The sequence below is a fragment of the Klebsiella sp. CN_Kp066 genome, from assembly GCF_040065135.1.
In the GTDB taxonomy this organism is placed as follows: Bacteria; Pseudomonadota; Gammaproteobacteria; order Enterobacterales; family Enterobacteriaceae; genus Klebsiella; species Klebsiella oxytoca.
Map to the genome: position 1 here is coordinate 97,024 of NZ_JBEAIU010000035.1, position 26,791 is coordinate 123,814.

Here is a 26,791-nt window from a genome sequence, read left to right on the forward strand (position 1 = left end):
TCGCTATGAAACCCAATATTCATCCGCATTATCGTACGGTGGTTTTTCACGATACCAGCGCCAACGAATACTTCAAGGTCGGTTCTACTATCAGAACCGAGCGTGAGATCGAACTGGAGGGCGAGACGTACCCCTACGTGACGCTTGATGTATCGTCCAAATCGCATCCGTATTACACCGGTAAGCAGAAGGCCTTCAACAATGAAGGTAGTACCGCGCGTTTCCGTCAGCGCTTTGGCGGCTTTATTGATGCGAAGAGGGACAAATAATGCAGGTGCTAAACTCATTGCGTAGCGCGAAACAACGCCACCCGGATTGCCAGATCGTGAAGCGCAAGGGGCGGCTATACGTGATTTGCAAAAGCAATCCCCGCTTTAAAGCCGTGCAGGGACGCAAGAAAAGACGTTAACGAAAGCTCCCCAGCGTACGTAACTGCTGGCCGTCGGCGCTGAAGTTGTCGGCGGCCAGCCATTGCTGCATTGCCCTGTCTATCTGTGGCCACTCGGAATCAATAATGGAAAACCAGTCGGTATCGCGGTTGTGGCCCTTTATCACCAGCGCCTGACGAAATTGCCCCTCATACTGAAATCCCAACCGCAGCGCCGCCCGGCGTGACGGTTCGTTGAGACTGTTACATTTCCACTCGTAGCGCCGATAGCCGAGCGTATCAAAGACGTAATCCATCAGCAGCCAGTGGGCCTCGGTGGCCATTGCAGTCCGGCTCAGTAAAGGCGAGAAGTGAACGTGGCCGACTTCAACAACGCCGTTGTTAGCGTCAATTCTCATCAGCGCCAGTGAGCCCACGGGCTGGTCTGTTTGCTTATCGATCACCGCGAAGTGAATGGGGTCGTTCTGCCCGGAAACGCTCTCAATCCATGCGCGGTACTCCTCTACGCTGCTGTCCGGTTCGCGCAGCAGCCATGTCCAGCTTCGGGTATCCGGGGCTAAGCGGTGGGCGTCAAACAGCGCGCCGGCATGCGTGGAGCGCAAAGGCTCTAGCCGACAAAAGCGGCCCTGCAGGTTCACCCTTTCAGGATGTGGACAGGGCTGCCAGTCGGGCAGGGCGGTGCCAACGGGCTGATCGTATTGATTAAGATGGCTCATCAGGATTTCCTTCTATGGACGAATGCTGTGAGATTAAGCGCTTATTGGTTCCATAAAAAAGGGCCATAAGAGTATATTTTCGTAGTACCACGAGGAGCCAAAATGAATATTCCTGATGATGCTTTTTTTACTCTGTTGGAGCAGGCGCTGTGCGACAGAGGGCGTGAAACCCTGCAGCGCACGCTCTATCTCCGTCTGCGAGCGGCCATTTTGCAAGGTACGCTGGCGGGCGGTAGCCGCCTGCCAGGTTCACGGGCTATAGCGCAGCGTCTGAAGCTATCGCGCAATACCGTCAACGGCGCGCTGGAGCAGCTGGCGATGGAGGGGTATCTGCTGCGTAGCCGCCAGGGGACATACGCCGCGCTTTTGAAGTCGCAGGGTGAAGAGGAGGTTGCGGCGCGCGTGATTGTGCTCCCTGAGTACCTTCAGGGATTACCCGCCGCCACGCGTCGTGATTCGCCCACGCTGCTCTTTACGCCGGGAATGCCTGCGGTTAACTACTTTCCTCTTGCTATCTGGCGTCGACTCCTTGACCGGGTATTGCGCGAGGAGAGAAGCGCATTGCTGGGCTACGGCGATGCGCAGGGGGAACTTGCATTGCGCAAAGCGATTGCCCGTCATCTGGCGCTCTCCCGGGGCATTCGCTGCGAAGCCGGGCAAATTGTGATTACGGAAGGAGCGCTGGAAGCCGTTGATTTATGTACGCATCTGCTGAGCGTTGCCGGGGAGACGGCATGGGTGGAAGAACCCGGCTATTTAGGGGCAAAAAGCATGTTTCTTAAAGCCGGGCTTCACATCAAGGGTATACCCGTCGATCGAGAGGGTATGCGGTTCGATACCGATGATGATAGCGCAGCACCGCGATTAATCTTTACTTCACCGTCCCATCAATACCCCTGCGGTTCGGTGATGAGCGCCGGGCGGCGACTGGCTTTACTGGAATATGCCCGCCGTCATGATGCCTGGCTTATCGAGGATGATTACGATAGTGAATTTCGTTATAGCGGCGAACCGATTCCCGCCATGCTGGGAATGGTCAGGCAGGCGCCGGTAGTTTATCTGGGGACATTCAGCAAAACGCTTTTTCCCGCGCTGCGTATTGGCTTTATGGTGATGCCGGAGGGGCTGGCGGATGCCGCAAGAGGCGCGATTGGTTCACTGTTACGCGGCGGTCATCGTGCTGAACAGCGGGCGCTGGCGCTGTTTATCGAAGAGGGGCACTACGCGCGTCATCTTGCCGCTATGCGCCGCTTGTATCGCAAACGCCAGCAGCAGCTGCGGGAAACGCTGGCGGCAGAGCTTACTCACCCTTATGAAATATCAGGCGGCGAGGGGGGGTTACACCTGACTGTCGTCGTCGAAGACGTTGATGATGAAGCTATTGTGCAGCAGGCCCGGCGGTTTCAGCTCGCGCCCGGCGCATTAAGCCGTTTTTATCTGAATGAAAAAAAGGCGAGAAGCGGCTTTGTTCTGGGCTACGGTAATACGTCCGCATCACGCTTTCCTTCTGCGATACGGACGCTGGATCGCCTTATTGCGCAGCACCGATGCGGGTAAGGGAAAAGACATCGTAAAATGAGAGTTCGCCTTTGGTGGCGATCATTTTTTGCAACTGAGCTTTCTGCTCGCCATCGACGCGCGGCGACTGCAGGATTCGGTCGATGAGCTGACCGGGAACAAATCGAGTGTTGTACCACTCCCCGTTATAACAAACGCGGAAGTCCAGAACATCAATGTCTTCATAGCGATAGCGCGGGTAAACGTCAAAGAAAAAGAAGCCGTTCAGCAGAACAAATAGTACGATTAATAGCCAGACCGAATCTACCAGCGTTTCAGAACGCAGCATCACGATGAGTGTTGCCAGGAAAGCCGCATACATCGCGACAAAAAGCCATGGATGGTTGCGAATAAAGCTTATGCTAAAGCGCGGACGGTTATCGCGCTTCTCTTGCACATTAAGCTCATCAATGGTGCTTTTCAGCAGCCGCTGTATTTCTGTCATTTTATTCCCCAAATTCTGCCATGAGCCCCTATGCAGACGCGACGAACAGATGCGCGTTGGGCTCAGCCTGAAGGCTATTTTATGTTGCGTAAATCCGTGGGAAAAGTAACAGATTGGTTGCGGAAAAGCATAACAGTTACCGTTTTTCGCTCTCCACCATTTTTATGATTTGAGCCGGGTTTCCGCCGACGACGGCGTTGGCTGGCACATTTTTCACCACTACGGAACCGGAAGCCACGATGGCATTGTCGCCGATAGTCACGCCAGGATTAATTACGGCCCGGCCGCCAATCCATACATTGTGGCCAATAGTGACGGGTTTTCCGTACTCTTTACCGCTATTTCGTTCAACAGGGTCAAGGGGATGCGTTGCGGTATAAATATGCACACCCGGCGCCAGCATGCAGTTTTCGCCAATATGTATCGGACACACATCCAGCATCACGCAATCAAAGTTGGCGTAGAAATTTTTCCCGAGGAAGATATTGTAGCCGTAATCGCAGCGAAAAGTGGGTTCGATATAAGCGTCGCCTGCGTGGCCTAGCAGTTCCGTCAGTAATGCTTTTCTTAATTCACGCTCTTCAGGCGCTGAATGATTGTAACGATGCAACAGTTGTCTGGCCAGTAGACGGTCGGCCTTTAGCTCAGCGTCACCTGACACATACAGTTCACCGGCAATCATTTTTTGTTTTTCTTCACTCATGGAGGCTTCCCTTATTTCCTCATTGTAGGCCGCCACAGTATAAAAAAGAAACCGGTTTCATATAGGTACGGAAACAGCTTCTGTGACCGGTGTCGCATTTATTAGCAGCATGAGGGAAGGGCGTTTTCGGCACAAGAGTTCGGGCTTTCATTTGAAATAATTAGCGGATGAATTTCCAGACCGATGGCGGGATCTTGTCATACAGTTTATTCATCGTCAGTTCAGCAAGACGATGATCGGCTGCTGAGTAAAATACCGCCAGTTCATTATCAGAAAGTTCATATTTATTTTTTTCAATTACGCGCTCCAGCGTATCAATTGTCTGACAACGTCGTAAGCGCATCAAATAGTCTATTTTGGTTAATGTTTTATCAGACATAAATTCACCTTTTGATTGTAATAATATTAACAAGAAAGACTGGCCGGGTTTTCCCGACTGGCGTTCACAAAGCAGCGGAATAACCTGTTGCCTGATTTACGCCATTTCTGCAGATCTGCAGTGTTAATGCCGTAGTTGCTGAACAACACGAAAGTGTCATCCAGATATTCGTCAAGCTGAGTCACCAGCTTATTATCCTCAGCATACTTAATTTTATAATTAAGTGCGAACGCGGCAATGTGCTCGATCAATTCATTAAGCTGAAGATTGACAGCAGAGGTTGGGTCATTAACCCAGCCATGGTTGCTCTCTTCCAGGTTTGCAAGACAGTCATGATACAGGGTTTCGCAGAGAAATTTAAGCTGCGCAATATCATGTCTTTTTGGCGAGTATTCGTCCATAACGCATCCCCCTTTTTAGTGGTTTAACGACGACTATCGACACCGTTGTGGGATGAACACGACTAACAGACCTGACACATACATTGTAATCTTGCTCTTTAACTATAATCCACTCTTAAAAAGATTTCATCGTGCTATTACGAAAAATTACAATTAACGCGGTCAATTTATCTTAAATGCCTCGGTCTTTATTATATCGTGCCTTTAACTACAACGGAAAAATCGAAGACTGACCTTATATATCATCGGGTTAGCCCGTGCGTTTAGCTGATACGTTGATACAACCATACATAATGTCAGTGATTGAGAATATTCTTAGTGTGGAGTTGAGGGAGTAAAGTCAGTGAAAAAAGGTCATAGATAAGCAGCGGTAATCATCATTAAATATTATATCTCAGGTTATAAAATAAACAATCACAATCCGTGCGTTTTAAAGTGAGACAAAGTGAAAGGGCCGCGAATGCGGCCCTTAATGGAGAGATTAATGATGCTCAACCGGATGGCTGTGCTCAATATCCTCATTTTTCCTACTGAAGCGGCGACGCACGACCACGAAGAATACCGGCACGAAGAAAATCGCCAGAACCGTCGCGGTAATCATCCCGCCCATTACGCCAGTACCTACGGCATTCTGCGCGCCGGAGCCTGCGCCGGAGCTGATAACCAGCGGCATTACGCCGAGGATAAACGCCAGGGAGGTCATCAGAATCGGACGCAGACGCATACGAACGGCTTCAAGCGTTGCCTCAATCAGGCCTTTGCCTTCTTTATCCATCAGGTCTTTGGCGAATTCAACGATCAGTATCGCGTTCTTCGCCGACAGGCCGATAGTGGTCAACAGACCAACCTGGAAGTAAACGTCGTTAGTCAATCCTCGGAAGGTGGCAGCCAGCAGCGCCCCCACAACACCGAGCGGAACGACCAGCATGACCGAGAATGGAATTGACCAGCTCTCGTACAGCGCCGCCAGACACAGGAAGACGACGATCAGCGAGATAGCGTACAGCGCTGGCGCCTGGTTACCTGACAAACGTTCCTGATATGACATACCCGTCCAGTCATAGCCGATACCGGCAGGCAGTTTACCCGCCAGCTCTTCCATCAGGTTCATCGCTTCACCGGTACTCTTACCCGGTGTCGCCTGGCCGAGGATTTCCATCGATGGCAGACCGTTGTAGCGCTCCAGACGCGGCGAGCCGTATTCCCAGCGCGAGGTTGAGAAGGCGGAGAACGGTACCATCTGTCCATCGCTACCGCGTACGTACCAGTTGCCAATGTCTTCCGGCAGCATGCGGTATTTCGCTTCGGACATGATATACACTTTCTTCACGCGGCCACGGTCAATGAAGTCGTTGACGTAGCTACCACCCCATGCCGCGCCAAGCGTCGTGTTGATGTCGCTGATAGACACGCCAAGCGCCTGCGCTTTTTCCTGATCGATATCCACTTTGAACTGCGGAGTATCTTCCAGGCCGTTTGGACGAACCCCGCTCAATACGTCAGGGTGCTGCGCAACCATTCCAAAAAGCTGGTTACGTGCCTGGGTCAGTTTTTCATGGCCCAGGCCAGCCTGGTCGATCAGCTGGAAGTCAAAGCCCGTTGCGGTACCGAGTTCAACAATTGCCGGCAGGTTAAAGGCGAAGACCATTGCATCTTTGATCTGCGAGAAATAGCCCATCGCGCGGCCGGTAATCGCCTCAACTTTGTTCTCTTCGCCTGGACGCTGGCTCCAGTCCTTCAGAGAGACGAACGCGATACCGGTGTTTTGTCCACGACCAGCGAAACCAAAACCGTTTACGGCGAATACCGATTCAACGTTATCTTTCTCTTTGGTGAGATAGTAATTGGTCATCTCATCCAGTACTTTCTGTGTACGCTCCTGAGTTGCGCCTGCAGGGAGCTGGGCCATGCTCAGGAATACGCCCTGGTCTTCGTCTGGCAGGAACGAACTTGGCAGACGAACGAACAGCCAGGCCATTCCCACAACGATGATCAGGTACAGCACCAGATAGCGACCGGTACTACGCAGGATGTTGCCTACGCTGTCGGTATAGTGATGCGTGCTCTTATCAAACATGCGGTTAAACCAACCGAAGAAGCCAGTGGTTGCGCCATGGCTGCCTTTTTGGATTGGCTTCAGCATCGTGGCGCAAAGCGCCGGGGTGAGAATCAGAGCGACCAGCACCGACAGCGCCATCGCGGAGACGATGGTGATCGAGAACTGGCGGTAAATCGCACCGGTGGAACCACCAAAGAAGGCCATCGGGATAAACACCGCAGAAAGCACCATCGCGATGCCTACCAGCGCGCCCTGAATCTGGCCCATCGATTTACGCGTGGCTTCCTTCGGCGGTAGCCCTTCCTCTGCCATTACACGTTCGACGTTTTCCACCACCACGATGGCGTCATCCACAAGCAAGCCTATGGCGAGCACCATACCAAACATGGTGAGCGTGTTTATCGAGAAACCGAACAGCGCGAGGATGGCGAACGTCCCCAGCAGTACGACCGGCACGGCAATCGTCGGAATCAAGGTGGCGCGGAAGTTCTGCAGGAACAGATACATTACCAGGAACACCAGGATGATGGCTTCAACCAGCGTTTTTACCACTTCGTGAATGGAGATCTGCACGAATGGAGTGGTGTCATACGGATAAACAATCTTCAGGCCAGAAGGGAAGAAAGGCTCCATTTTCTTCAGTTCGGCGCGAATGGCGTTTGCGGTATCCAGCGCGTTCGCGCCGGTCGCCAGTTTAATACCCAGACCAGAAGCTGGCTGACCGTTAAACTTCGCGATAACGTCATAGTTTTCACCACCCAGCTCAATGCGCGCGACATCGCGCAGACGAACCTGGGAGCCATCCTGGTTAACCTTCAGCAGAATGTTGCCAAACTCTTCAGTATTGGTCAGACGAGTCTGCGCCACGATGGAGGCATTCAGCTGCTGGCCTTTCACCGGGGGCGTACCGCCTAACTGTCCTGCTGCAACCTGGGCGTTCTGCGCTTTCAGGGCGCTGATAACGTCAACTGGCGTCAACTGGAAGTTATTAAGTTTGTTTGGGTCCATCCAGATACGCATAGCGTACTGGGAACCAAACAACTGCACGTCACCAACGCCGCTGGTTCGGCTAATCGCATCTTTCATGTTGGCGGCAACATAGTCAGAAATGTCATCCTGATTCATGGTGCCGTTAGTATTAATAACGCCGACAACCATCAGGAAGCTGCTGGATGCCTTTTCAACGCTAATACCCTGCTGCTGTACTTCCTGCGGCAGCAGCGGTGTCGCCAGCGCCAGTTTGTTTTGAACCTGTACCTGAGCAATATCCGGATCGGTACCGGATTCAAAGGTCAGAGTGATGGTTGCTGTACCGGTGGAGTCGCCATTTGAAGACATGTACATCAGGTGATCGATACCGTTCATGTTCTGTTCGATAACCTGAGTCACGGTGTTCTGCACGGTTTCTGCGTCGGCACCGGGGTACATGGCCGTGATGGAAATTGCCGGCGGCGCAATCGTCGGATATTGCGCTATTGGCAACTTGAGGATCGAGAGCCCCCCAGCCAGCATAATGATGATGGCGATCACCCAGGCAAAGATGGGGCGATCGATAAAGAAATTAGGCATGTCTTAACGGCTCCTGTTTAAGTTAAGACTTGGTTTGTTCTGACTGAGCGTTGCCTGCGGCTTGCTGTTTTTCATCAGAAACGACTTCCTGCGCTTTTACCTGTACGCCTGGTTTGACTTTCTGCAGACCGCTAATAATGACGCGATCGCCAGTTTTCAGCCCTTCGGTGACCAGCCATTTATCGCCAATCGCCTGAGTGGCGGTAATCTGGCGAACTTCGACTTTATCGCCTTCGCCGACAACCATCGCGCTGGCATCGCCGCGCGGGGTACGGGTTACGCCCTGCTGCGGAACCAGAATCGCATCAGGATTTACGCCTTCTTCCAGGCGCGCGCGAACGAACATGCCGGGCAGCAGAGTGTGATCCGGGTTCGGGAAAATCGCGCGCAGCGTGATAGAACCGGTAGTCTGATCAACGGTAACGTCGGAGAACTCCAGCGTACCGTTCTGCGGATATTTCAAACCGTCGTTAGTGACCAGTTCAACCTTCGCTTTACCGTTCTCCTGCTGCAGTTTGCCGTTAGCCAGCTCTTGTTTCAGACGCAGAAAATCGTTGCTCGATTGAGTCACATCCACGTAGATAGGATCAAGCTGTTGCACGGTCGCCAGGGCAGTAGTCTGGCCGTTCTGCACCAGCGCGCCTTCCGTGACCGCGGATTTACCAATGCGGCCGCTGATCGGGGAGGTCACCTTAGTGTAGGCCAGATTGATGCGCGCGGTTTCAACCGCGGCTTTAGCGGCGACGACGGCAGCGTTGCTCTGCTGGGCCGTGGCTACGGCAGTATCGTAATCCTGTTGGCTAATGTACTTAGTGCCTAACAGTTTCTGGTAACGTTTAACCGTCAGCTGATCCATATTGGCGGCAGCCTGCGCTTTGGCTAAATCGCCTTTCGCGCTTTCATAGGTGGCTTGATAGGTTGCCGGATCGATTTGATAAAGAGACACGCCAGCCTGGATATCGCTGCCTTCGGTGAAGTTACGTTTCAGAATAATGCCACTGACCTGAGGACGAACTTCCGCAACGCGATAGGCGCTGGTACGGCCCGGCAGTTCAGTAGTAATTTGTAGAGGAGCGGATTTGAGCGTCACAATACCGACTTCCGGCATTTGCTGGGCTCCTTGCTGAGCCGGTTTGTCGTCACATCCTGTTAGCGCTAAGCTGCCTGAGAGCATCAGAACGACCGCCAGAGGCGTTAACCCTCTGTTTTTGTTCATATGTAAACCTCGAGTGTCCAATTTCAAATTGTTCAGTGGCTCAATCGACCACAAACCCACTGCTGTGTTTCTATTATGGTCATGCTATGGTACATACATTCACAAATGTATGTAAACGTAACCTCTGTAAACTCATCGACCTATGGCACGAAAAACCAAACAACAGGCGCTTGAGACCCGGCAACATATTCTGGATGTTGCTCTGCGTTTGTTTTCGCAGCAAGGCGTATCATCCACCTCGCTGGCCGCAATTGCAAAAGCTGCCGGTGTGACGAGGGGGGCTATCTATTGGCATTTCAAAAATAAATCGGACTTATTTAATGAAATATGGGTACTGTCAGAAGCCAATATTAACGATCTCGAAGTTGAGTATCGGGCAAAATTCCCCAACGATCCACTGTCAGTTGTGCGAGAGATCTTAGTGTATATCCTTGAAGCCACTGTGACAGAAAAACGCAGACGGCTGATGATGGAAATCATCTTTCATAAATGTGAATTCGTCGGTGAGATGGTCACGCTGCAAGAAGCGCAGCGCATTCTTTGCCTTGAGAGCTACGACCGTATCGAACAAACATTAAAGGAGTGCATTGTCGCGAAGATGCTACCCGCCAATTTATTAACCCGCCGGGCGGCGATCCTCATGCGCAGCTATCTTTCCGGCCTGATGGAGAACTGGCTTTTGGCGCCGAACGCCTTTGATCTGCAAAAAGAAGCGCGGGATTATGTCGAAGTCCTGCTGGAAATGTATCAATTTTGCCCCTCTCTGCGCAGTTCTGAAGGACTGGACGCTTAACCCGGCTAGCGGACACCAGAGGAATGATTCCTGCTGTCCGCCGCTATTTTAGTGATAACAGAAGTGCTATTCTTCGCGCTGCGACGACCCCCGGTATTCTCCGGCTTTTGCAATCACTCATGTTAACACTATGCTGCATACTATCCGTTGGCGAAATGCCCTCTCTGCTGTAGTTCTTACCCTGATGCTTTTTATCGGCTGTATTAGCGTTAATTCGGCGCTGGCGGCTGATTTACCTGAACGCTCCGAGGTCCAGAGCCAGCTCACGACCCTGAACAAGCAAAAAGATTTGACTCCCCAGGACAAGCTGGTTCAGCAGGACCTGACTCAGACGCTGGAAACGCTCGATAAAATTGAGCGCATAAAGTCGGAAACGACGCAGCTGCACCAGCAGGTCGCTCAGGCGCCTGCGAAAATGAATCAGGCTATCGATAGCCTGAACGCGCTAAGCGATGTCCCCAACGACGAGGCGACGCGTAAAACGCTGAGCACCTTGTCGCTGCGCCAGCTGGAATCGCGCGTCTCTCAGACTCTGGACGATTTGCAAAACGCGCAAAACGATCTGGCGACTTATAATAGTCAGCTTGTTTCGCTACAGACGCAGCCGGAACGCGTGCAGAATGCGATGTATTCCGCCTCTCAGCAGCTGCAGCAGATCCGTAATCGTCTGAATGGCACGACTACGGGCGAAGAGGCGCTACGTCCTACCCAGCAGAATTTGCTGCTGGCGCAGCAGGCCTTGCTGAATGCACAGATAGATCAACAGCGTAAAAGCCTGGAAGGCAACACGGTGCTGCAGGATACCCTGCAAAAGCAGCGTGACTACATCACCGCTTACAGCAATCGACTGGAGCATCAGCTTCAGCTGTTGCAGGAAGCGGTGAATAGCAAGCGCCTGACGCTGACGGAAAAGACGGCTCAGGAAGCGGTTTCTCCGGACGAAACGGCCCGTATTCAGGCAAACCCGCTGGTCAAGCAGGAGCTGGACATTAATCACCAGTTGAGCGAAAGGCTCATTTCGGCAACGGAAACGGGTAATCAGCTGGTTCAGCGCAACATCAAAGTGAAGACCTGGCTCGATCGTGCTCTGCAATCCGAGCGCGATATTAAAGAGCAGATTTCCGTGCTGAAAGGCAGCCTGCTGCTGTCGCGTATCCTTTATCAGCAACAGCAAACGCTGCCCTCTGCGGAGGAGCTAAGCGACATGACCAACCGCATCGCCGACCTGCGCCTTGAGCAGTTCGAGGTCAACCAGCAGCGCGATGCGCTATTCCAGAGCGATGCGTATGTCGCGAAGCTGGAGGAGGGGCATAGCAGCGAGGTGAATCCCGAAGTGCATGATGCGCTTCTTGAGATTGTTGATATGCGCCGGGAACTGCTCGATCAGTTTAATAAACAGCTCGGCAACCAGCTGATGATGGCGATTAACCTGCAAATCAATCAGCAGCAGCTAATGAGCGTGTCAACCAACCTGAAAGCCATCCTGACGCAGCAGATTTTCTGGGTAAATAGCAACCGCCCGATGGACTGGGAGTGGTTTAAAGCCTTCCCGGAGGCGCTGAAAGGACAGTTTAAGGCGATGAAAATCACCGTAAACTGGGAAAAGGCCTGGCCTGCGGTATTTATCGCTTTTCTGGCCGGCCTGCCGCTGCTGCTGATTGCCGGTCTGATTCGCTGGCGTCTGAACTGGCTGAAAGCGTATCAGGCTAAGCTGGCGTCGCAGGTGGGGCAACTGCGCAACGATACGCAGCTCCACACGCCGAAAGCGATTCTTATCGATCTGATTCGGGCGCTGCCGGTGGTGCTGGTCATACTCGCCGTCGGTCTGATTCTGCTGACGATGCAGCTGAATATTAGCGACCTTCTGTGGGCCTATAGCAAGAAGCTGGCGCTATTCTGGCTGGTGTTTGGCCTGTGCTGGAAAGTGCTGGAAAAAGACGGCGTGGCGGTGAGCCACTTTAATATGCCGTCACAGCTGACCAGCCACTGGCGGCGGCAGATTGTTCGCGTGAGCCTTGCGCTGCTGCCGCTCAACTTCTGGTCGGTGATGTCGGAACTGTCGCCGCTGCACCTGATGGATGACGTTCTCGGGCAGTTCGTTATTTTCCTCAACCTGTTGCTGATCGCGGTGCTTGTCTTGCCGATGTGCCGCGAAAGCTGGCGTGATAAAGAATCTCACAGCCTGCGCCTTATCACCGTTACCGTGCTATCGATCGTTCCCATCGCCCTGATGGTGCTGACGGCAACCGGCTATTTCTATACGACGCTGCGTCTGGCCGGCCGCTGGATTGAAACCGTTTATCTGGTGATGCTGTGGAACCTGTTGTATCAGACCGTGCTGCGCGGCCTGAGCGTGGCCGCGCGGCGTATTGCCTGGCGCCGCGCGCTGGCGCGTCGTCAGCATCTGGTTAAAGAGGGGGCTGAAGGAGCCGAGCCGCAGGAAGAACCGACAATTGCTCTGGAGCAGGTTAACCAGCAAACGCTGCGTATTACGATGCTGGTGATGATCGCGCTGTTTGCGGTCCTGTTCTGGGCGATTTGGTCGGATCTCATCACCGTCTTCGCCTATCTCGATAGTATTACGCTGTGGCATTACAACGGTACCGAAGCCGGGGTCAGCGCCGTGAAAAGCGTTACCATGGGGAGCCTGCTGTTCGCGATTGTCGCTTCGATGGTTGCCTGGGCGTTAATTCGCAACCTGCCGGGACTGCTGGAAGTGCTGGTGCTGTCCCGACTAAATATGCGCCAGGGGGCGTCTTATGCCATTACGACAATCCTTAATTACGCCATTATCGTTATTGGCGCGATGACGGTATTTGGCGCTCTGGGCGTCTCATGGGATAAACTACAGTGGCTGGCAGCGGCGTTGTCGGTTGGTTTAGGTTTCGGCTTACAGGAAATATTCGGTAACTTTGTTTCCGGTCTGATTATTCTCTTTGAGCGCCCGGTGCGCATTGGCGATACGGTGACCATTGGCACCTTCTCCGGCACCGTCAGCAAAATCCGCATTCGCGCCACGACCATCACCGATTTTGACCGTAAAGAGGTGATTATCCCCAATAAGGCCTTCGTGACTGAGCGTCTGATTAACTGGTCGCTCTCCGATACCGTCACCCGCGTTGTCATCCGCCTTGGCGTAGCGTACGGTTCTGACCTGGATAAGGTTAAAGAAGTGCTGCTTAAGGCTGCGCACGAGCATCCGAAAGTGATGCAGGAGCCCGCGCCGTCGGTTTTCTTTACCACTTTCGGCGCCAGTACGCTCGATCATGAACTACGACTATACGTGCGCGAACTTCGCGATCGCAGCTATGCAGTGGATGAGCTTAACCGGGCGATCGATCGTTTGTGTCGTGAGAACAATATTGATATCGCCTTTAACCAGCTGGAGGTTCATCTTCGCAATGAGAAGGGCGATGAAGTCACCGAGGTGAAGCGGGATAAAGGCGACGATGCCACTCCGGCGATGAGCTAAGCATGGCGGGGCGGTAAATACCCGCCCCGCAGATTTTAATGGCTGAGCGAGGAGAGTTCTTCCTGGCTCAGACCCGTCAGCTCCATCACCATCTTAGGATCCTGCCCGCTGGCGAGCATTTTCAGCGCAATGCTGTGCGAGATTTCTTTACGGCCTTTCTGTCGACTCTCCAGTCTGCCTTCTCTTCTCCCTTTTTTACGACCTTTCTCTTCCAGCCATTCGGCAATCGCCAGCAGCGCAATCAGTATCGGTTGCAATTCGGCCAGATCGCGCTGGCGGATATGCTTCTGCAACAGTTCCAGCATCGCCATACGCTGGTGGAGGATGAATTGATTAACTGGCATAACGGTCAGGTCCACCAGTGGAAAATCACCGCCGTACAGCGCGCTGGCAAGCTCAGGATGGTTAAAGAGATGATGCCAGTTGAGCGTATGCGGCCAGGGACTGACGGCGCCGTGATAAAACAGAATGGGGACCACAAGGGGCAACGTATCGTGGCCAGCATCAAGGTGACGCTGTATGGCTACGAGCGTATAGCGCATCAGGCGAAAAGCCATGAACTTGTCCGGAGAGCTTTGATGTTCAATCAGCGCATAGATATATCCGGCGCCGTGCCGCGTTTGCAGAGAGTAAAGTATATCCGAGTAGCTGGAGCGCAGGTCTTCTTCGATAAAACTGCCTGAAGCCAGCTGCAGCGTACTAAGATCGCAGATACTTAAAAACTGCGCCGGGAGGTAAAGCTGTAAAAAATCGCGGGCGACCTCTTTCTGAGTCAACATTTGACGAAAAATGGCATCGTGCGGCGTACGTGAGAATCTTTCCATGAGCATTTATCCGTTTTGGTAAGGGCAGGCGATGACTCTGCCACCCCCAACGATCCGGCAACAGGCTACTCCGGCGCGTTTTGCGAGGCCTCTTCCGCACTTTTTACTTTGTTTTCATAATCGCGACGGATAATCTCCAGCGCAGCTAGCACGGTTTGCGCAGGGACATTATTTTCCTCAAGCAGCATGATTAAATCGACGGCCAGCTTGACCTCGTCAGGCGCATTTTCCAGCGACATCTTTCTTCCTCCACTTAACGTGTTAATCGGGCCAGCCTGTTCTCAATTTTTTCCAGCGCGTCGCGACAGCGGGCAAGGCGTGCGGCGTAGGCGTCAACTTCTTTTGCCAGCCGCTGCTGTTCATCAAGAGAGGTGGCTTGCGCCAGCTGTCTCTGGCGATCGTTGCGCATGGCCAGCAGACGCCGTTCATATTCCTGATGCTGGATACGCCGGCGCTGCCAGCGGCTAAGCGTCGGCGAAGCGCTATCCCAGGCGCGTAACGACCAGGTGGCCGTTTCCCGGCTAATGGCGGCGATTTGGGCCACAAGATGTTCCGCCAGCCAGGCAACCTGGGGGAGCTGCTGGCGTTCGACCGCCAGCTTTAACTCCGTTAAACGATCGCTGGCCTCATTGAGATAAGCCTGCATCTGCGTGCTGCGGGTCCGAAACAGCTGGCGATCGAAACGCGGGCTGAGGGTCGCGTGATTCGCCATTGGCGCTACCCGGACGGCCAGCTCCGCAAGCTGATTTTCCAGCGAATGTAAAAGCCGGGTGGTTTTCAAATAACTCCTCCATCCCCTGATAAGCAACTGTGCTACATTAGCGTTATCTTCTTGATAACGATTCGCATTATGCCACGTATTATTTTGATCATCATTGGCTGGCTGGCGGTAGCGCTGGGAACGCTGGGCGTATTTTTACCGCTACTGCCGACGACGCCTTTTATCCTGCTTGCCGCCTGGTGCTTTGCGCGCTCGTCGCCGCGTTTTCACCACTGGCTTTTGTACCGCTCATGGTTTGGCGGTTACCTGCGTCACTGGCAGAAATACCGCGCCATGCCGCCGGGAGCGAAGCCGCGCGCGATAGCGATGATTTTGCTGACCTTTGCTATTTCCCTGTGGCTGGTTAATCTTACCTGGGTGCGCATCTTGCTGCTGATCATTCTGGCCTGTCTGTTGATATTTATGTGGCGCATTCCGGTGGTTGATGCAAAGCAACAAAAGCACTGATGCGCAATAATGATGGTTGCAATTGTCGCTGACAGCCAGTAAATTCTGGCGTTTTCGAGCGCGGGTAAGCCTGGTCAAAGGTTAAACAAATGTTTCTTTGGCCCATTTGGCATGCCCGTGAGTAATACCGTTTTAATCAGGCATACACTTATGACCGCAACAGCACAGCAGCTTGAATATCTGAAGAACAGCATCCAAAGCATCCAGGACTATCCGAAACCTGGCATCCTTTTCCGTGATGTCACCAGCTTGCTGGAAGACCCGAAGGCCTATGCGCTCAGCATTGAACTGCTGGCCGAGCGTTATAAAGACGCGGGTATTACCAAAGTGGTGGGCACCGAAGCGCGTGGCTTCTTGTTTGGCGCACCGGTTGCGCTGGCGCTGGGCGTAGGCTTTGTTCCGGTACGCAAGCCGCGTAAGCTGCCGCGTGAGACCATCGCAGAAAGCTACGAGCTTGAGTACGGCACCGATCAGCTGGAAATCCATGTCGATGCGATCAAAGAAGGCGATAAAGTCCTGGTGGTTGACGATCTGCTGGCAACCGGCGGCACCATCGACGCCACCGTGAAGCTTATCCGTCGCCTGGGCGGTGAAGTGCACGATGCGGCTTTTATTATCAATCTGTTCGATCTGGGCGGCGAGCAGCGTCTGGAAAAACTGGGAATTAACTGCTATAGCCTGGTCCCTTTCCCGGGTCACTAAGCAAATCCCTCCACATAGCCTCGCTGATTGAGCGGGGCTGTGATAGCATGACCCCCTCGTGATTTCACCTTCCAGCGTTTCAGAGCCAGCCCATGAGTTATCAGGTCTTAGCCCGTAAATGGCGCCCACAAACCTTTGCTGACGTCGTCGGCCAGGAACATGTGCTGACCGCACTGGCGAACGGCTTGTCGTTAGGGCGCATTCATCATGCCTATCTCTTTTCCGGCACCCGCGGCGTGGGTAAAACCTCTATCGCACGCCTGCTGGCAAAAGGATTAAACTGTGAAACCGGTATTACCGCCACGCCATGCGGCGTCTGCGATAACTGCCGTGAAATAGAACAGGGGCGCTTTGTCGATCTGATAGAGATCGATGCCGCTTCGCGCACCAAAGTCGAAGATACCCGCGATCTGCTGGATAACGTTCAGTACGCGCCGGCCCGTGGTCGCTTCAAGGTCTATCTGATCGATGAAGTCCATATGCTTTCGCGCCACAGCTTCAACGCGTTGTTAAAAACGCTGGAGGAGCCGCCGGCGCACGTAAAATTTCTGCTGGCGACCACCGATCCGCAGAAGCTGCCGGTGACCATTCTTTCCCGCTGCCTGCAGTTCCATCTTAAGGCGCTGGATGTCGAACAGATTCGCCATCAGCTTGAGCATATCCTCGGCGTCGAGCAGATCGCTTTCGAACCGCGCGCGCTGCAGCTGCTGTCGCGCGCGGCGGATGGCAGCCTGCGCGATGCATTAAGCCTGACCGATCAGGCTATCGCCAGCGGCGACGGCCGTCTGACGGCTGAATCCGTTAGCACCATGCTCGGTACGCTTGACGACGATCAGGCGCTCTCGCTGATTGAAGCGCTGGTGGCCGCCGATGGCGAACGCGTCATGGCCGGCGTCAATGAAGCTGCCGCTCGCGGCGTGGAGTGGGAGGCTTTGCTGGTGGAAATGCAGAGCCTGTTGCACCGCATTGCAATGGTTCAGCTGTCGCCGTCGGCGCTGGGGGCGGATATGGCCGCGATAGAGCTACGCATGCGCGAGCTGGCGCGGACGGTGCCGCCTACCGATGTTCAGCTGTACTATCAAACGTTATTAATTGGCCGTAAAGAGCTTCCGTACGCGCCGGATCGCCGGATGGGCGTTGAGATGACGCTTCTGCGTGCGCTGGCGTTCCATCCGCGTATGCCGCTGCCGGAACCGGAGGCGCCGCCGGCGCAGGCTATTCAGGCCGCCCCTGCACAGCAGTCCGCCCCGGCATCCGCTCCACCGCCGCCGCCGCCGCAGAATTTGCCGCAGACCACCAGCCAGGTGCTGGCGGCACGCAGCCAACTGCAGCGCAGCCAGGGAGCGCCCACCCCAAAAAAGAGTGAACCGGCAGCCGCTTCCCGCGCGCGGCCGGTGAATAACGCTGCGCTGGAACGACTGAGTTCGATTACTGAACGCGTACAGGCGCGTCCGGCTGCTGCTGCGCTGGAAAAAGCGCCGGCGAAAAAAGAAGCTTATCGCTGGAAATCGACGACGGTTGTTGAAACCGTGAAAGAAGAAGTGGCGACGCCGAAGGCGCTGAAAAAAGCGCTGGAGCATGAAAAAACGCCGGAACTGGCGGCAAAACTGGCTATTGAAGCGGTCGAGCGCGATAGCTGGGCGGCGGAAGTCAGCCGGCTTGCGGTGCCAAAGCTGGTGGAGCAGGTCGCCCTCAATGCCTGGAAAGAGCAGGAGGGCAACCGCGTCTGCCTGCATCTTCGCCCGAGCCAGCGGCACCTGAATTCGGCGGGCGCGCAGCAAAAGCTGGCGGAAGCGCTCGGTATTTTGTACGGTACGCCGGTTGAATTGACCATCGTGGAAGATGATAATCCCGCGATGCGCACGCCGCTTGAGTGGCGGCAGGCAATTTATGAAGAAAAGCTCGCGCAGGCGCGTGAAGCGATTATTGCGGATAATAACATTCAGACGCTGCGTCGATTTTTCGATGCGGACCTGGATGAAGAGAGTATTCGCCCCATTTGATTGCAAGTCTGACTTGCGGTCAGCATCCTTAACGATGACCTACTGAGAGAGAAGCCTATGTTTGGTGGAAAAGGCGGTCTGGGTAACCTGATGAAGCAGGCCCAGCAGATGCAAGAAAAAATGCAGCAGATGCAGGAAGAAGTCGCTCGACTGGAAGTGACCGGTGAATCCGGCGCAGGCCTGGTCAAAGTCACCATCAACGGCGCGCATAACTGCCGCCGCGTTGAGATCGACCCGAGCCTGCTGGAAGACGACAAAGAGATGCTGGAAGATCTGGTGGCCGCTGCGTTTAACGATGCCGCCCGCCGCATCGAAGAGACGCAGAAAGAAAAAATGGCGTCTGTGTCCGCCGGTATGCAGCTGCCGCCAGGCTTTAAGATGCCGTTCTGATGCAAACCAGTCCGCTGTTAACGCAGCTTATGGAAGCACTGCGCTGCCTGCCGGGCGTCGGCCCGAAGTCGGCGCAGCGCATGGCGTTTACCCTGCTGCAGCGCGATCGCAGCGGCGGGATGCGCCTGGCGCAGGCGCTGACGCGCGCGATGTCGGAAATCGGCCACTGCGCCGATTGCCGCACATTCACCGAGCAGGAGGTATGCAATATTTGCAGCAACCCTCGGCGGAAGGAAAACGGCCAGATCTGCGTGGTAGAGAGCCCAGCGGATATCTACGCTATCGAGCAGACCGGGCAGTTTTCCGGTCGTTATTTTGTGCTGATGGGCCATCTGTCGCCGCTTGACGGCATCGGGCCGGATGACATTGGGCTCGATCGCCTGGAGCAGCGTCTGCGTGACGAATCGATGCAGGAAGTGATCCTCGCAACCAACCCAACGGTTGAAGGGGAGGCGACCGCGAACTATATCGCCGAGCTTTGCGCGCAGTATGGCGTAGAGGCGAGCCGTATCGCTCATGGCGTACCGGTCGGCGGCGAGCTGGAAATGGTTGACGGCACAACGCTGTCACACTCTCTTGCCGGACGGCATAAGATTCGTTTTTAATCAAACGGAGGCGCTTTTCGGGGCCTCCGCTTGAAAACGTCTTCCTCTGTCCCCATCTCACCCTCAACGGTTTTTTTACCATTAACAATGGCATTGTTGAGGTTGATTTAGATGAAAGGACAAGAAACTCGTGGTTTTCAGTCAGAGGTTAAGCAGCTTCTGCACCTGATGATCCATTCTCTTTATTCCAACAAAGAAATTTTCCTGCGTGAGCTGATTTCCAACGCCTCCGATGCGGCCGACAAGCTGCGCTTCCGCGCCCTGTCCCAGCCGGATCTATATGAAGGCGACGGCGAACTGCGCGTGCGTGTTTCATTTGATAAAGACAACCGCACCCTGACCATTGCCGATAACGGCATTGGTATGAACCGCGATGAAGTGATTGACCATCTCGGCACCATCGCCAAGTCCGGCACCAAAGCATTCCTTGAGTCCATGGGCTCTGACCAGGCGAAAGACAGCCAGCTGATTGGCCAGTTCGGCGTGGGCTTCTATTCAGCGTTTATTGTCGCCGATAAAGTCACCGTACGTACCCGCGCGGCGGGAGACAGCGCAGAAAATGGCGTATTCTGGGAGTCCGCCGGCGAAGGCGAATATACCGTTGCCGACATTAACAAAGCCGATCGCGGTACCGAGATCACGCTGCACCTGCGCGAAGGCGAGGATGATTTCCTCAACGACTGGCGCGTGCGTTCGATCATCAGCAAATACTCCGATCACATCGCGCTGCCGGTGGAAATTGAAAAACGCGAAGAAGTGGACGGTGAAACCGTCATTACCTGGGAGAAAATTAACAAAGCCCAGGCGCTGTGGACGCGCAATAAGTCGGAAATCAAAGACGACGAGTACAACGAGTTTTATAAGCATATTGCCCATGACTACAGCGATCCGCTGACCTGGAGCCACAACCGCGTTGAAGGCAAGCAGGAGTACACCAGCCTGCTGTATATCCCGTCGCAGGCGCCATGGGATATGTGGAATCGCGACCATAAACACGGCCTGAAGCTGTACGTACAGCGCGTTTTCATCATGGATGACGCTGAGCAGTTTATGCCGAACTACCTGCGCTTCGTCCGCGGCCTGGTCGACTCCAACGATCTGCCGCTGAACGTGTCGCGTGAAATCCTTCAGGACAGCAGCGTGACCCGCAATCTGCGCACTGCGCTGAGCAAGCGCGCCCTGCAGATGCTGGAAAAACTGGCGAAAGACGACGCGGAAAAATATCAGACCTTCTGGCAGCAGTTTGGCCTTGTGCTGAAAGAAGGCCCGGCGGAAGACCACGCTAACCAGCAGACCATTGCTAAACTGCTGCGTTTCGCCAGTACCCATACCGATTCCGCCGCTCAGACCGTGTCGCTGGAAGAGTACGTCTCCCGCATGAAAGAAGGGCAGGAGAAGATTTACTACATTACCGCCGACAGCTACGCCGCCGCGAAGAGCAGCCCGCATCTGGAACTGCTGCGTAAGAAAGGCATTGAAGTGCTGCTGCTTTCCGATCGCATCGACGAGTGGATGATGAGCTATCTGACCGAGTTCGACGGTAAGCCGTTCCAGTCGGTGGCGAAAGCCGATGAGTCGCTGGATAAGCTGACGGACGAAGTGGATGAAACCACAAAAGAAGCTGAGAAGGCGCTGGAGCCGTTCGTTGAGCGAGCCAAAACGCTGCTCGGCGACCGGGTGAAAGAGGTTCGCCTGACCCATCGTCTGACCGATACGCCGGCCATCGTTACCACCGACGCGGATGAAATGAGCACCCAAATGGCGAAACTGTTTGCCGCTGCGGGCCAGGCCGCGCCGGAAGTGAAGTACATCTTCGAACTGAACCCGCTGCATCCGCTGGTAAAACGCGCGGCGGACACTCAGGATGATGCGCAATTCGGCGAGTGGGTTGAGTTGCTTCTCGATCAGGCGCTGCTGGCCGAGCGCGGTACGCTGGAAGATCCGAACCAGTTTATTCGCCGCATGAACCAGCTGCTGGCGTCGTAATCTTTCCCCTCAGCCTCACCCTCTCCCTGTCAGGGAGAGGGGACTTGCCCGGCATTGACATGCTGGCGCGGAGGCTGTCATCGTTTAGCCTGCTTCTCCCTGTTCCCCTGCTGGCTCCGGCGCGTGTTTTCTTCCTTGCCCTGCGGGAGAGGAGCGGAATGAGGGCAACAAAACGCACTCTACGTAAAATATCTCACCATTAACCGTTTCAGCCGCCCCGCCTTCCTTGAGCCATCCGCGTTCTGGTGGTATGGTTTAGCGTTTTTTGAAATATTGAATCAACTTTTGAGGGGATTTTCGTAATGCGTATTATTCTGCTTGGCGCTCCGGGCGCGGGTAAAGGAACTCAGGCTCAGTTCATCATGGAGAAATACGGTATTCCGCAAATCTCCACCGGCGACATGCTGCGTGCCGCGGTGAAGTCAGGCTCCGAGCTGGGCAAAAAGGCGAAGGATATTATGGACGCCGGTAAGCTGGTCACCGACGAACTGGTTATCGCCCTGGTGAAAGAGCGTATCACTCAGGAAGATTGCCGCAACGGATTCCTGCTGGACGGCTTCCCGCGCACCATTCCTCAGGCTGACGCCATGAAAGAAGCGGGCATTGCCGTAGATTACGTACTGGAATTCGATGTTCCTGATGAACTGATCGTTGACCGCATCATCGGCCGTCGCGTTCACGCTGCTTCCGGCCGCGTTTATCACATCAAATTTAATCCGCCGAAAGTCGAAGGCAAAGACGATGTGACCGGCGAAGAGCTGACCACCCGTAAAGACGACCAGGAAGAGACCGTGCGTAAGCGTCTGGTTGAGTATCATCAGATGACGGCTCCGCTGATCGGCTATTATCAGAAAGAAGCCGAAGCGGGCAATACCCAATACGCGAAAGTTGATGGCACCAAAGCGGTGGCGGACGTTCGCGCCGAACTGGAAAAAATCCTCGGTTAATTCCGTTAGTTCTCATCCCGCAGCGGCGGGGTGAGAACTCCTCTCATTTTACCTTTTTCTATGATTGGTTCCGTTTAGCGCCATTTCAGCTACAATTGTCAGCGATTCAAATGGTTAAGAGGCGGTAATGCATCAGACGAAAACAGGTATCTTATTAGCCAATTTAGGCACTCCCGATGCGCCCACGCCCGACGCGGTTAAGCGCTATCTACGACAGTTTCTTAGCGATCGGCGCGTGGTGGATACCTCCCGTCTACTGTGGTGGCCGTTGCTGCGCGGCGTGATACTGCCCCTGCGCGCCCCCAGGGTCGCTAAGCTCTATCAGTCCATCTGGATGGAAGACGGCTCGCCGCTGATGGTCTATAGCCAGCAGCAGCGGCAGGCGCTGGCCGCGCGGCTTCCGGATACACCGGTGGCGCTGGGGATGAGCTACGGCTCGCCGTCGCTGGAGAGCGCGGTGGATGAACTGCTGGCGCAGGGTGTGGACCACATCGTGGTGCTACCGCTCTATCCGCAATACTCCTGCTCTACCGTGGCGGCGGTCTGGGATGAGCTGGGGCGTATCCTCGCCAGAAAGCGCGCGATTCCCGGCATCTCTTTTATTCGCGACTATGCCGATGATGTGGACTACATTCACGCGCTGGCCGCCAGCGTACGCGCTTCGTTTGCGGTGCACGGCGAGCCGGATTTACTGCTGCTCTCCTATCATGGGATTCCACAGCGTTACGCTCAGCAAGGGGATACCTATCCTCAGCGCTGTCGCGATACCACTCGTGAACTGGTTTCAGCCCTTGGCCTGTCGCCTGACCGGGTCATGATGACTTTTCAGTCGCGCTTTGGTCGTGAGCCGTGGCTGACGCCCTATACTGACGAAACGCTGAAAATGCTCGGTGAGAAAGGGGTGAAGCATATTCAGGTTATCTGCCCCGGCTTTGCTGCCGATTGCCTGGAGACGCTGGAAGAGATCGCGGTGCAAAACCGGGAAATCTTCCTTGAAGCCGGCGGCCAGCAATATGAGTACATACCGGCGCTTAATGCGGACACCGCGCATATTGAAATGATGGTCAACCTGACGGCGAAATATCGCTGATCGCGCGTGCGGCGGGGAGTATGCTACTATTCCCTGCTTGTTCACTGTCAATAAATCGCCACTATGAAATTTCCCGGTAAACGCAAATCCAAACACTATTTTCCCGTCAACGCTCGCGATCCGCTGCTGCAACAAATTCAGCCGGACAATGAGTCTAACGTCGCCTGGGTCGTCGGCATCGATCAAACCCTGGTCGATATCGAAGCGAAAGTGGATGAGGCGTTTATCGTACGCTACGGCCTGAGCGCCGGGCATTCGCTGGTGATTGAGGATGATGTCGCCGAAGCGTTGTACCAGGAACTGGTCCGCAACGATCTGATTACCCACCAGTTTGCCGGTGGTACCATCGGAAACACCATGCACAACTACTCGGTGCTGGCGGATGACCGCTCGGTTCTGCTTGGCGTCATGTGCAGCAATATTGAAATCGGCGGCTACGCCTATCGCTACCTGTGCAACACCTCCAGCCGTACCGATCTGAACTACCTGCAAGGCGTGGATGGCGCGATTGGTCGCTGCTTTACCCTTATTAGCGACTCCGGCGAGCGCACCTTTGCGATCAGCCCCGGTCATATGAATAAGCTCCGCCCGGAAAGCATTCCGGAAAGCGTGATCGCCGGCGCTTCCGCACTGGTGCTGACCTCCTACCTCGTCCGCTGCAAGCCGGGTGAGCCGATGCCGGACGCGACGATGCAGGCCATCAAATATGCGAAAAAGCACGATGTACCGGTGGTCCTGACCCTGGGGACTAAATACGTTATCGCTGATAATCCGGCGTGGTGGCAGGCGTTCCTCAAAGAACACGTTTCTATTCTGGCGATGAACGAAGAAGAGGCGGAAGCGCTGACCGGACTATCCGATCCGCTGCTGGCTTCCGACAAAGCGCTGGAGTGGGTTGACCTGGTACTGTGCACCGCCGGGCCCGCCGGGCTGTATATGGCCAGTTTTACCGAGGATGAGGCTAAGCGCAAAACGCAGCATCCGCTGCTGCCTGGCGCGATTGCCGAGTTTAACCAGTATGAATTCAGCCGCGCGATGCGCCACCAGGACTGCGAGAATCCGCTGCGTATTTATTCGCATATCGCACCCTATATGGGCGGGCCGGAGAAGATCATGAACACCAACGGCGCCGGCGACGGCGCGCTGGCGGCACTGCTGCACGACATCACCGCTAATAATTATCATCGCAATAACGTGCCGAACTCCAGCAAGCACAAATGCAAATGGCTGACCTATTCCTCGCTGGCGCAGGTGTGTAAATACGCTAACCGCGTGAGCTATCAGGTGCTGAACCAGCATTCACCGCGTCTGACCCGCGGCCTGCCGGAGCGTGAAGATAGTCTGGAAGAGGCCTACTGGGATCGTTAAGCCGGTAAATAAAGTCGGCCCCGGGGAGTCGGGGCCGGAAGCATTAACCGGTAATAAGCTCGCCGGCTGGCGGCGTTTCAAGCAGCTTAAGCATGGCGCGGGCGATTTCTCGTTCGCCCATCACTACCTGGTTGGCGCCGCGTTCAACAATATATTCCACCTCATCGTCGTAATGCGCCCGCGCGATGATCTCGATATTCGGGCACTTCTCGCGCGCTGAGGCCACGATCTCTCCGGCCTCGTAACCGTTAGGGATGGTGAGCAGTAGCCAGCGCGCGCAGTCCAGATGCGCCAGATTCATAATCTCTTCATTGGCGGCGTTACCTAATACCGCGCGAATACCCCGCGCGCGCAGTTCGTCAACGCGGGTGCGCGACGTTTCGATAACTACCAACGGTATCCCCTGAGCCATCAGTTTTTCACCAAGCAGGCTCCCGACGCGACCGAAACCGACCAGCAGCGCATGGTTACAGATATCAACGGGGATCTGTTTCTCATCTTCCAGCACTTCTTCCAGCGTCTGTTCGTCCAGCGTCTCCGTTTTATCGAGGTATTTTTCCAGCAGGGTAAACAGGACCGGGTTGAGCATGATGGAGATAATGGCACCGGCAAGCACCAGGTTCTGCCCGGCCTGCGGCAGCAGATCCAGCGCCATTCCCAGACCAGCAAGAATAAAGGCGAATTCACCGATTTGCGCCAGACTGGCGGCAATGGTCAGGGCAGTGCGCGGCGAGTGGCCGAACATCCGCACCAGGAAGAAGGCGGCAGCCGATTTACCGAAAATGATGATAGCCAGCGTCGCCAGTACTGCCAGCGGCTGCTCAAGCAGAATCATCGGGTCGAACAGCATTCCGACGGAGACAAAGAACAGCACGGCGAAGGCGTCGCGCAGCGGCAGCGTATCGTGGGCCGCGCGATGGCTGAGCTCGGATTCATTGAGCACCATACCGGCGAAAAAGGCGCCGAGGGCGAAGGAGACGTCAAATAGCTCAACGGCGCCGAAAGCGATGCCGAGCGCTAACGCCAGTACCGACAGCGTAAACAGCTCGCGTGAACCGGTTGCCGCGCTGCGCGACATAATCCACGGCACCAGGCGGCGGCCGACGAGCATCATAATGGCGATGAAGGCGACGACTTTGCCGATGGTAATACTCATATCGAGGGCCAGAGAAGCCAGGCCCACGTCGCCTTTCTCGGTCATGCCGGCAACCGCCGGCAGCAGCACCAGCGTCAGAACCATCACCAGATCTTCAACAATCAGCCAGCCGATGGCGATTTGCCCCCGCTGGCTATCAATAAGCTGCCGTTCTTCCAGCGCGCGCAGCAGCACCACGGTACTGGCGGTAGAAAGACACAGACCAAAAACGATACCGGTCATTAACGACCAGCCCAGCATGGCAGAGAGCGCCATACCCAACAGGGTCGCTACGGCTATCTGGGCGATAGCGCCCGGGATGGCGATGGCCTTAACCGCCATCAGATCTTTTAAGGAGAAATGTAGACCCACGCCGAACATCAGCAGGATCACGCCGAGCTCGGCCAGTTCCGGCGCCAGCTTGGTATCAGCAACAAAACCTGGGGTAAAAGGTCCGGCCAGCACGCCCGCTAATAGATATCCCACCAGAGGAGAAATACGTAGCTTATTGGCAATCATGCCGAGAATAAAGGCGAGCACAAGGCCGCCGACAATGGTGGTGATTAGCGGTGTTGCGTGGTGCATTCCGTCTCCTTGCAGTGGTGAGCTGATCCATTTTCGGTACATACCCGTCATGCTTCAATTTGCATGGGCGTAGGCTTTATTACTTAGCTCATCCATGAGCCTCGCCCTTGGGGGCCAGCGCCAGCGCTGTTCAAGGCACAAGTGGCTTGTCCTGCAACTTGAATGAATTAGGGTATAAAACCAAAAAACCGAATAATAGTTTATGACACTTTCAGCGGTTTTGTTTATGA

At 54.7% G+C, this 26,791-nt stretch carries 26 protein-coding genes and 1 other annotated feature; of the genes, 15 read left to right on the forward strand and 11 right to left on the reverse strand.

Features of this window, described 5'->3' with window-relative positions; translation table 11 throughout:
* Nucleotides 1-5 precede the first annotated feature (5 nt).
* Together ABLV75_RS13135 and ykgO are read left to right on the forward strand one after the other, a co-directional pair.
* Nucleotides 6-269: a type B 50S ribosomal protein L31 gene (locus ABLV75_RS13135; RefSeq protein WP_004099638.1), complete on the forward strand. Its 264-nt coding sequence runs from the start codon at nucleotides 6-8 to the stop codon at nucleotides 267-269.
* Nucleotides 269-409 (forward strand): type B 50S ribosomal protein L36, encoded by a 141-nt coding sequence (gene ykgO / locus ABLV75_RS13140; RefSeq protein WP_003859006.1) that lies wholly within the window; start codon nucleotides 269-271, stop codon nucleotides 407-409. Before ABLV75_RS13135 ends, ykgO begins: the two co-directional genes overlap by 1 nt.
* On the opposite strand, the gene ABLV75_RS13145 is transcribed toward ykgO, so the two are convergent.
* Nucleotides 406-1,104, reverse strand: coding sequence for a GNAT family protein (locus ABLV75_RS13145; protein ID WP_004099639.1), 699 nt, complete (start codon nucleotides 1,102-1,104; stop codon nucleotides 406-408). The genes ykgO and ABLV75_RS13145 overlap by 4 nt on opposite strands.
* A 102-nt stretch (nucleotides 1,105-1,206) precedes the next feature.
* On the opposite strand from ABLV75_RS13145, the gene ABLV75_RS13150 reads away from it, so the two are divergent.
* Nucleotides 1,207-2,661, forward strand: coding sequence for a PLP-dependent aminotransferase family protein (locus tag ABLV75_RS13150; protein WP_024273853.1), 1,455 nt, complete (start codon nucleotides 1,207-1,209; stop codon nucleotides 2,659-2,661).
* On the opposite strand, the gene ABLV75_RS13155 is transcribed toward ABLV75_RS13150, so the two are convergent.
* Nucleotides 2,636-3,106: a YlaC family protein gene (locus ABLV75_RS13155; protein WP_004111038.1), complete on the reverse strand. Its 471-nt coding sequence runs from the start codon at nucleotides 3,104-3,106 to the stop codon at nucleotides 2,636-2,638. The two genes, ABLV75_RS13150 and ABLV75_RS13155, sit on opposite strands and share 26 nt — an antisense overlap.
* Nucleotides 3,107-3,136: 30 nt before the next feature.
* Between ABLV75_RS13155 and ABLV75_RS13160 the strand changes: the two genes are divergently transcribed.
* A complete protein-coding gene (locus ABLV75_RS13160; protein WP_224226720.1) occupies nucleotides 3,137-3,274 on the forward strand; it encodes a hypothetical protein in 138 nt (45 codons plus the stop codon).
* Here the strand turns inward: ABLV75_RS13160 and maa are convergent.
* The 5 genes from maa to acrA form a co-directional block, all read right to left on the reverse strand.
* Entirely contained in the window at nucleotides 3,243-3,809 is a 567-nt protein-coding gene (gene maa / locus ABLV75_RS13165; protein ID WP_004099644.1) for a maltose O-acetyltransferase, read from the reverse strand. The two genes, ABLV75_RS13160 and maa, sit on opposite strands and share 32 nt — an antisense overlap.
* 160 nt (nucleotides 3,810-3,969) lie before the next feature.
* A complete protein-coding gene (locus ABLV75_RS13170) occupies nucleotides 3,970-4,188 on the reverse strand; it encodes an HHA domain-containing protein (protein ID WP_004099646.1) in 219 nt (72 codons plus the stop codon).
* 26 nt (nucleotides 4,189-4,214) lie between these two features.
* Entirely contained in the window at nucleotides 4,215-4,589 is a 375-nt protein-coding gene (tomB, locus tag ABLV75_RS13175; protein ID WP_004099648.1) for an Hha toxicity modulator TomB, read from the reverse strand.
* A gap of 481 nt (nucleotides 4,590-5,070) precedes the next feature.
* On the reverse strand, nucleotides 5,071-8,217 hold the full coding sequence (gene acrB, locus ABLV75_RS13180) for a multidrug efflux RND transporter permease subunit AcrB (protein ID WP_004099650.1): 3,147 nt from the start codon (nucleotides 8,215-8,217) through the stop codon (nucleotides 5,071-5,073).
* A 22-nt stretch (nucleotides 8,218-8,239) separates the two neighbouring features.
* On the reverse strand, nucleotides 8,240-9,433 hold the full coding sequence (gene acrA, locus ABLV75_RS13185) for a multidrug efflux RND transporter periplasmic adaptor subunit AcrA (RefSeq protein ID WP_004111040.1): 1,194 nt from the start codon (nucleotides 9,431-9,433) through the stop codon (nucleotides 8,240-8,242).
* Between the two features lie 142 nt (nucleotides 9,434-9,575).
* Here acrA and acrR point away from each other — a divergent pair, with 142 nt between their 5' ends.
* Together acrR and mscK are read left to right on the forward strand one after the other, a co-directional pair.
* Nucleotides 9,576-10,226, forward strand: a complete 651-nt coding sequence (gene acrR / locus ABLV75_RS13190) for a multidrug efflux transporter transcriptional repressor AcrR (protein WP_004099655.1) — start codon at nucleotides 9,576-9,578, stop codon at nucleotides 10,224-10,226.
* 130 nt (nucleotides 10,227-10,356) lie between these two features.
* On the forward strand, nucleotides 10,357-13,698 hold the full coding sequence (gene mscK, locus ABLV75_RS13195) for a mechanosensitive channel MscK (protein WP_024273854.1): 3,342 nt from the start codon (nucleotides 10,357-10,359) through the stop codon (nucleotides 13,696-13,698).
* Nucleotides 13,699-13,733: 35 nt separating this feature from the next.
* Here mscK and ABLV75_RS13200 read toward each other — a convergent pair whose 3' ends face one another.
* From ABLV75_RS13200 to priC, 3 genes are all read right to left on the reverse strand, one after another.
* The gene (locus tag ABLV75_RS13200) at nucleotides 13,734-14,522 is read right to left on the reverse strand and encodes an Rpn family recombination-promoting nuclease/putative transposase (protein ID WP_004099659.1); all 789 of its coding nucleotides are present in this window, start codon (nucleotides 14,520-14,522) and stop codon (nucleotides 13,734-13,736) included.
* Between the two features lie 65 nt (nucleotides 14,523-14,587).
* Complete coding sequence (gene rsmS, locus ABLV75_RS13205; RefSeq protein WP_004099661.1) at nucleotides 14,588-14,761, reverse strand: pleiotropic regulatory protein RsmS; 174 nt, start codon at nucleotides 14,759-14,761, stop codon at nucleotides 14,588-14,590.
* 14 nt (nucleotides 14,762-14,775) lie between these two features.
* Nucleotides 14,776-15,303 (reverse strand): primosomal replication protein N'', encoded by a 528-nt coding sequence (gene priC / locus ABLV75_RS13210; RefSeq protein ID WP_004099666.1) that lies wholly within the window; start codon nucleotides 15,301-15,303, stop codon nucleotides 14,776-14,778.
* A gap of 69 nt (nucleotides 15,304-15,372) precedes the next feature.
* Between priC and ABLV75_RS13215 the strand changes: the two genes are divergently transcribed.
* The 9 genes from ABLV75_RS13215 (at nucleotide 15,373) to ABLV75_RS13255 (ending at nucleotide 24,841) form a co-directional block, all read left to right on the forward strand.
* The gene (locus ABLV75_RS13215) at nucleotides 15,373-15,750 is read left to right on the forward strand and encodes a DUF454 family protein (protein ID WP_004099668.1); all 378 of its coding nucleotides are present in this window, start codon (nucleotides 15,373-15,375) and stop codon (nucleotides 15,748-15,750) included.
* Between the two features lie 150 nt (nucleotides 15,751-15,900).
* A complete protein-coding gene (apt, locus tag ABLV75_RS13220) occupies nucleotides 15,901-16,452 on the forward strand; it encodes an adenine phosphoribosyltransferase (RefSeq protein ID WP_004099669.1) in 552 nt (183 codons plus the stop codon).
* 92 nt (nucleotides 16,453-16,544) lie between these two features.
* Nucleotides 16,545-18,455, forward strand: coding sequence for a DNA polymerase III subunit gamma/tau (gene dnaX, locus ABLV75_RS13225; protein WP_004099671.1), 1,911 nt, complete (start codon nucleotides 16,545-16,547; stop codon nucleotides 18,453-18,455).
* Nucleotides 17,788-17,852, forward strand: a sequence feature (DnaX frameshifting element). (Overlaps the previous gene by 65 nt.)
* A gap of 57 nt (nucleotides 18,456-18,512) precedes the next feature.
* Entirely contained in the window at nucleotides 18,513-18,845 is a 333-nt protein-coding gene (locus ABLV75_RS13230) for a YbaB/EbfC family nucleoid-associated protein (protein ID WP_004099673.1), read from the forward strand.
* Nucleotides 18,845-19,450, forward strand: a complete 606-nt coding sequence (gene recR, locus ABLV75_RS13235; protein WP_004099675.1) for a recombination mediator RecR — start codon at nucleotides 18,845-18,847, stop codon at nucleotides 19,448-19,450. The genes ABLV75_RS13230 and recR overlap by 1 nt, the downstream gene beginning before the upstream one ends.
* Before the next feature lie 111 nt (nucleotides 19,451-19,561).
* The gene (gene htpG, locus ABLV75_RS13240) at nucleotides 19,562-21,436 is read left to right on the forward strand and encodes a molecular chaperone HtpG (protein WP_004099677.1); all 1,875 of its coding nucleotides are present in this window, start codon (nucleotides 19,562-19,564) and stop codon (nucleotides 21,434-21,436) included.
* A 302-nt stretch (nucleotides 21,437-21,738) separates the two neighbouring features.
* Nucleotides 21,739-22,383 carry an adenylate kinase gene (gene adk / locus ABLV75_RS13245; RefSeq protein WP_004099679.1) on the forward strand — a complete coding sequence of 215 codons (645 nt, stop codon included), beginning with the start codon at nucleotides 21,739-21,741 and terminating at the stop codon, nucleotides 22,381-22,383.
* Nucleotides 22,384-22,510: 127 nt separating this feature from the next.
* On the forward strand, nucleotides 22,511-23,473 hold the full coding sequence (gene hemH / locus ABLV75_RS13250) for a ferrochelatase (protein ID WP_004099681.1): 963 nt from the start codon (nucleotides 22,511-22,513) through the stop codon (nucleotides 23,471-23,473).
* Between the two features lie 63 nt (nucleotides 23,474-23,536).
* Complete coding sequence (locus tag ABLV75_RS13255) at nucleotides 23,537-24,841, forward strand: inosine/guanosine kinase (RefSeq protein WP_004099683.1); 1,305 nt, start codon at nucleotides 23,537-23,539, stop codon at nucleotides 24,839-24,841.
* 43 nt (nucleotides 24,842-24,884) lie between these two features.
* Here the strand turns inward: ABLV75_RS13255 and ybaL are convergent, their stop codons facing one another.
* Nucleotides 24,885-26,561, reverse strand: coding sequence for a YbaL family putative K(+) efflux transporter (gene ybaL / locus ABLV75_RS13260; protein WP_004099684.1), 1,677 nt, complete (start codon nucleotides 26,559-26,561; stop codon nucleotides 24,885-24,887).
* Between the last annotated feature and the right edge of the window lie 230 nt (nucleotides 26,562-26,791).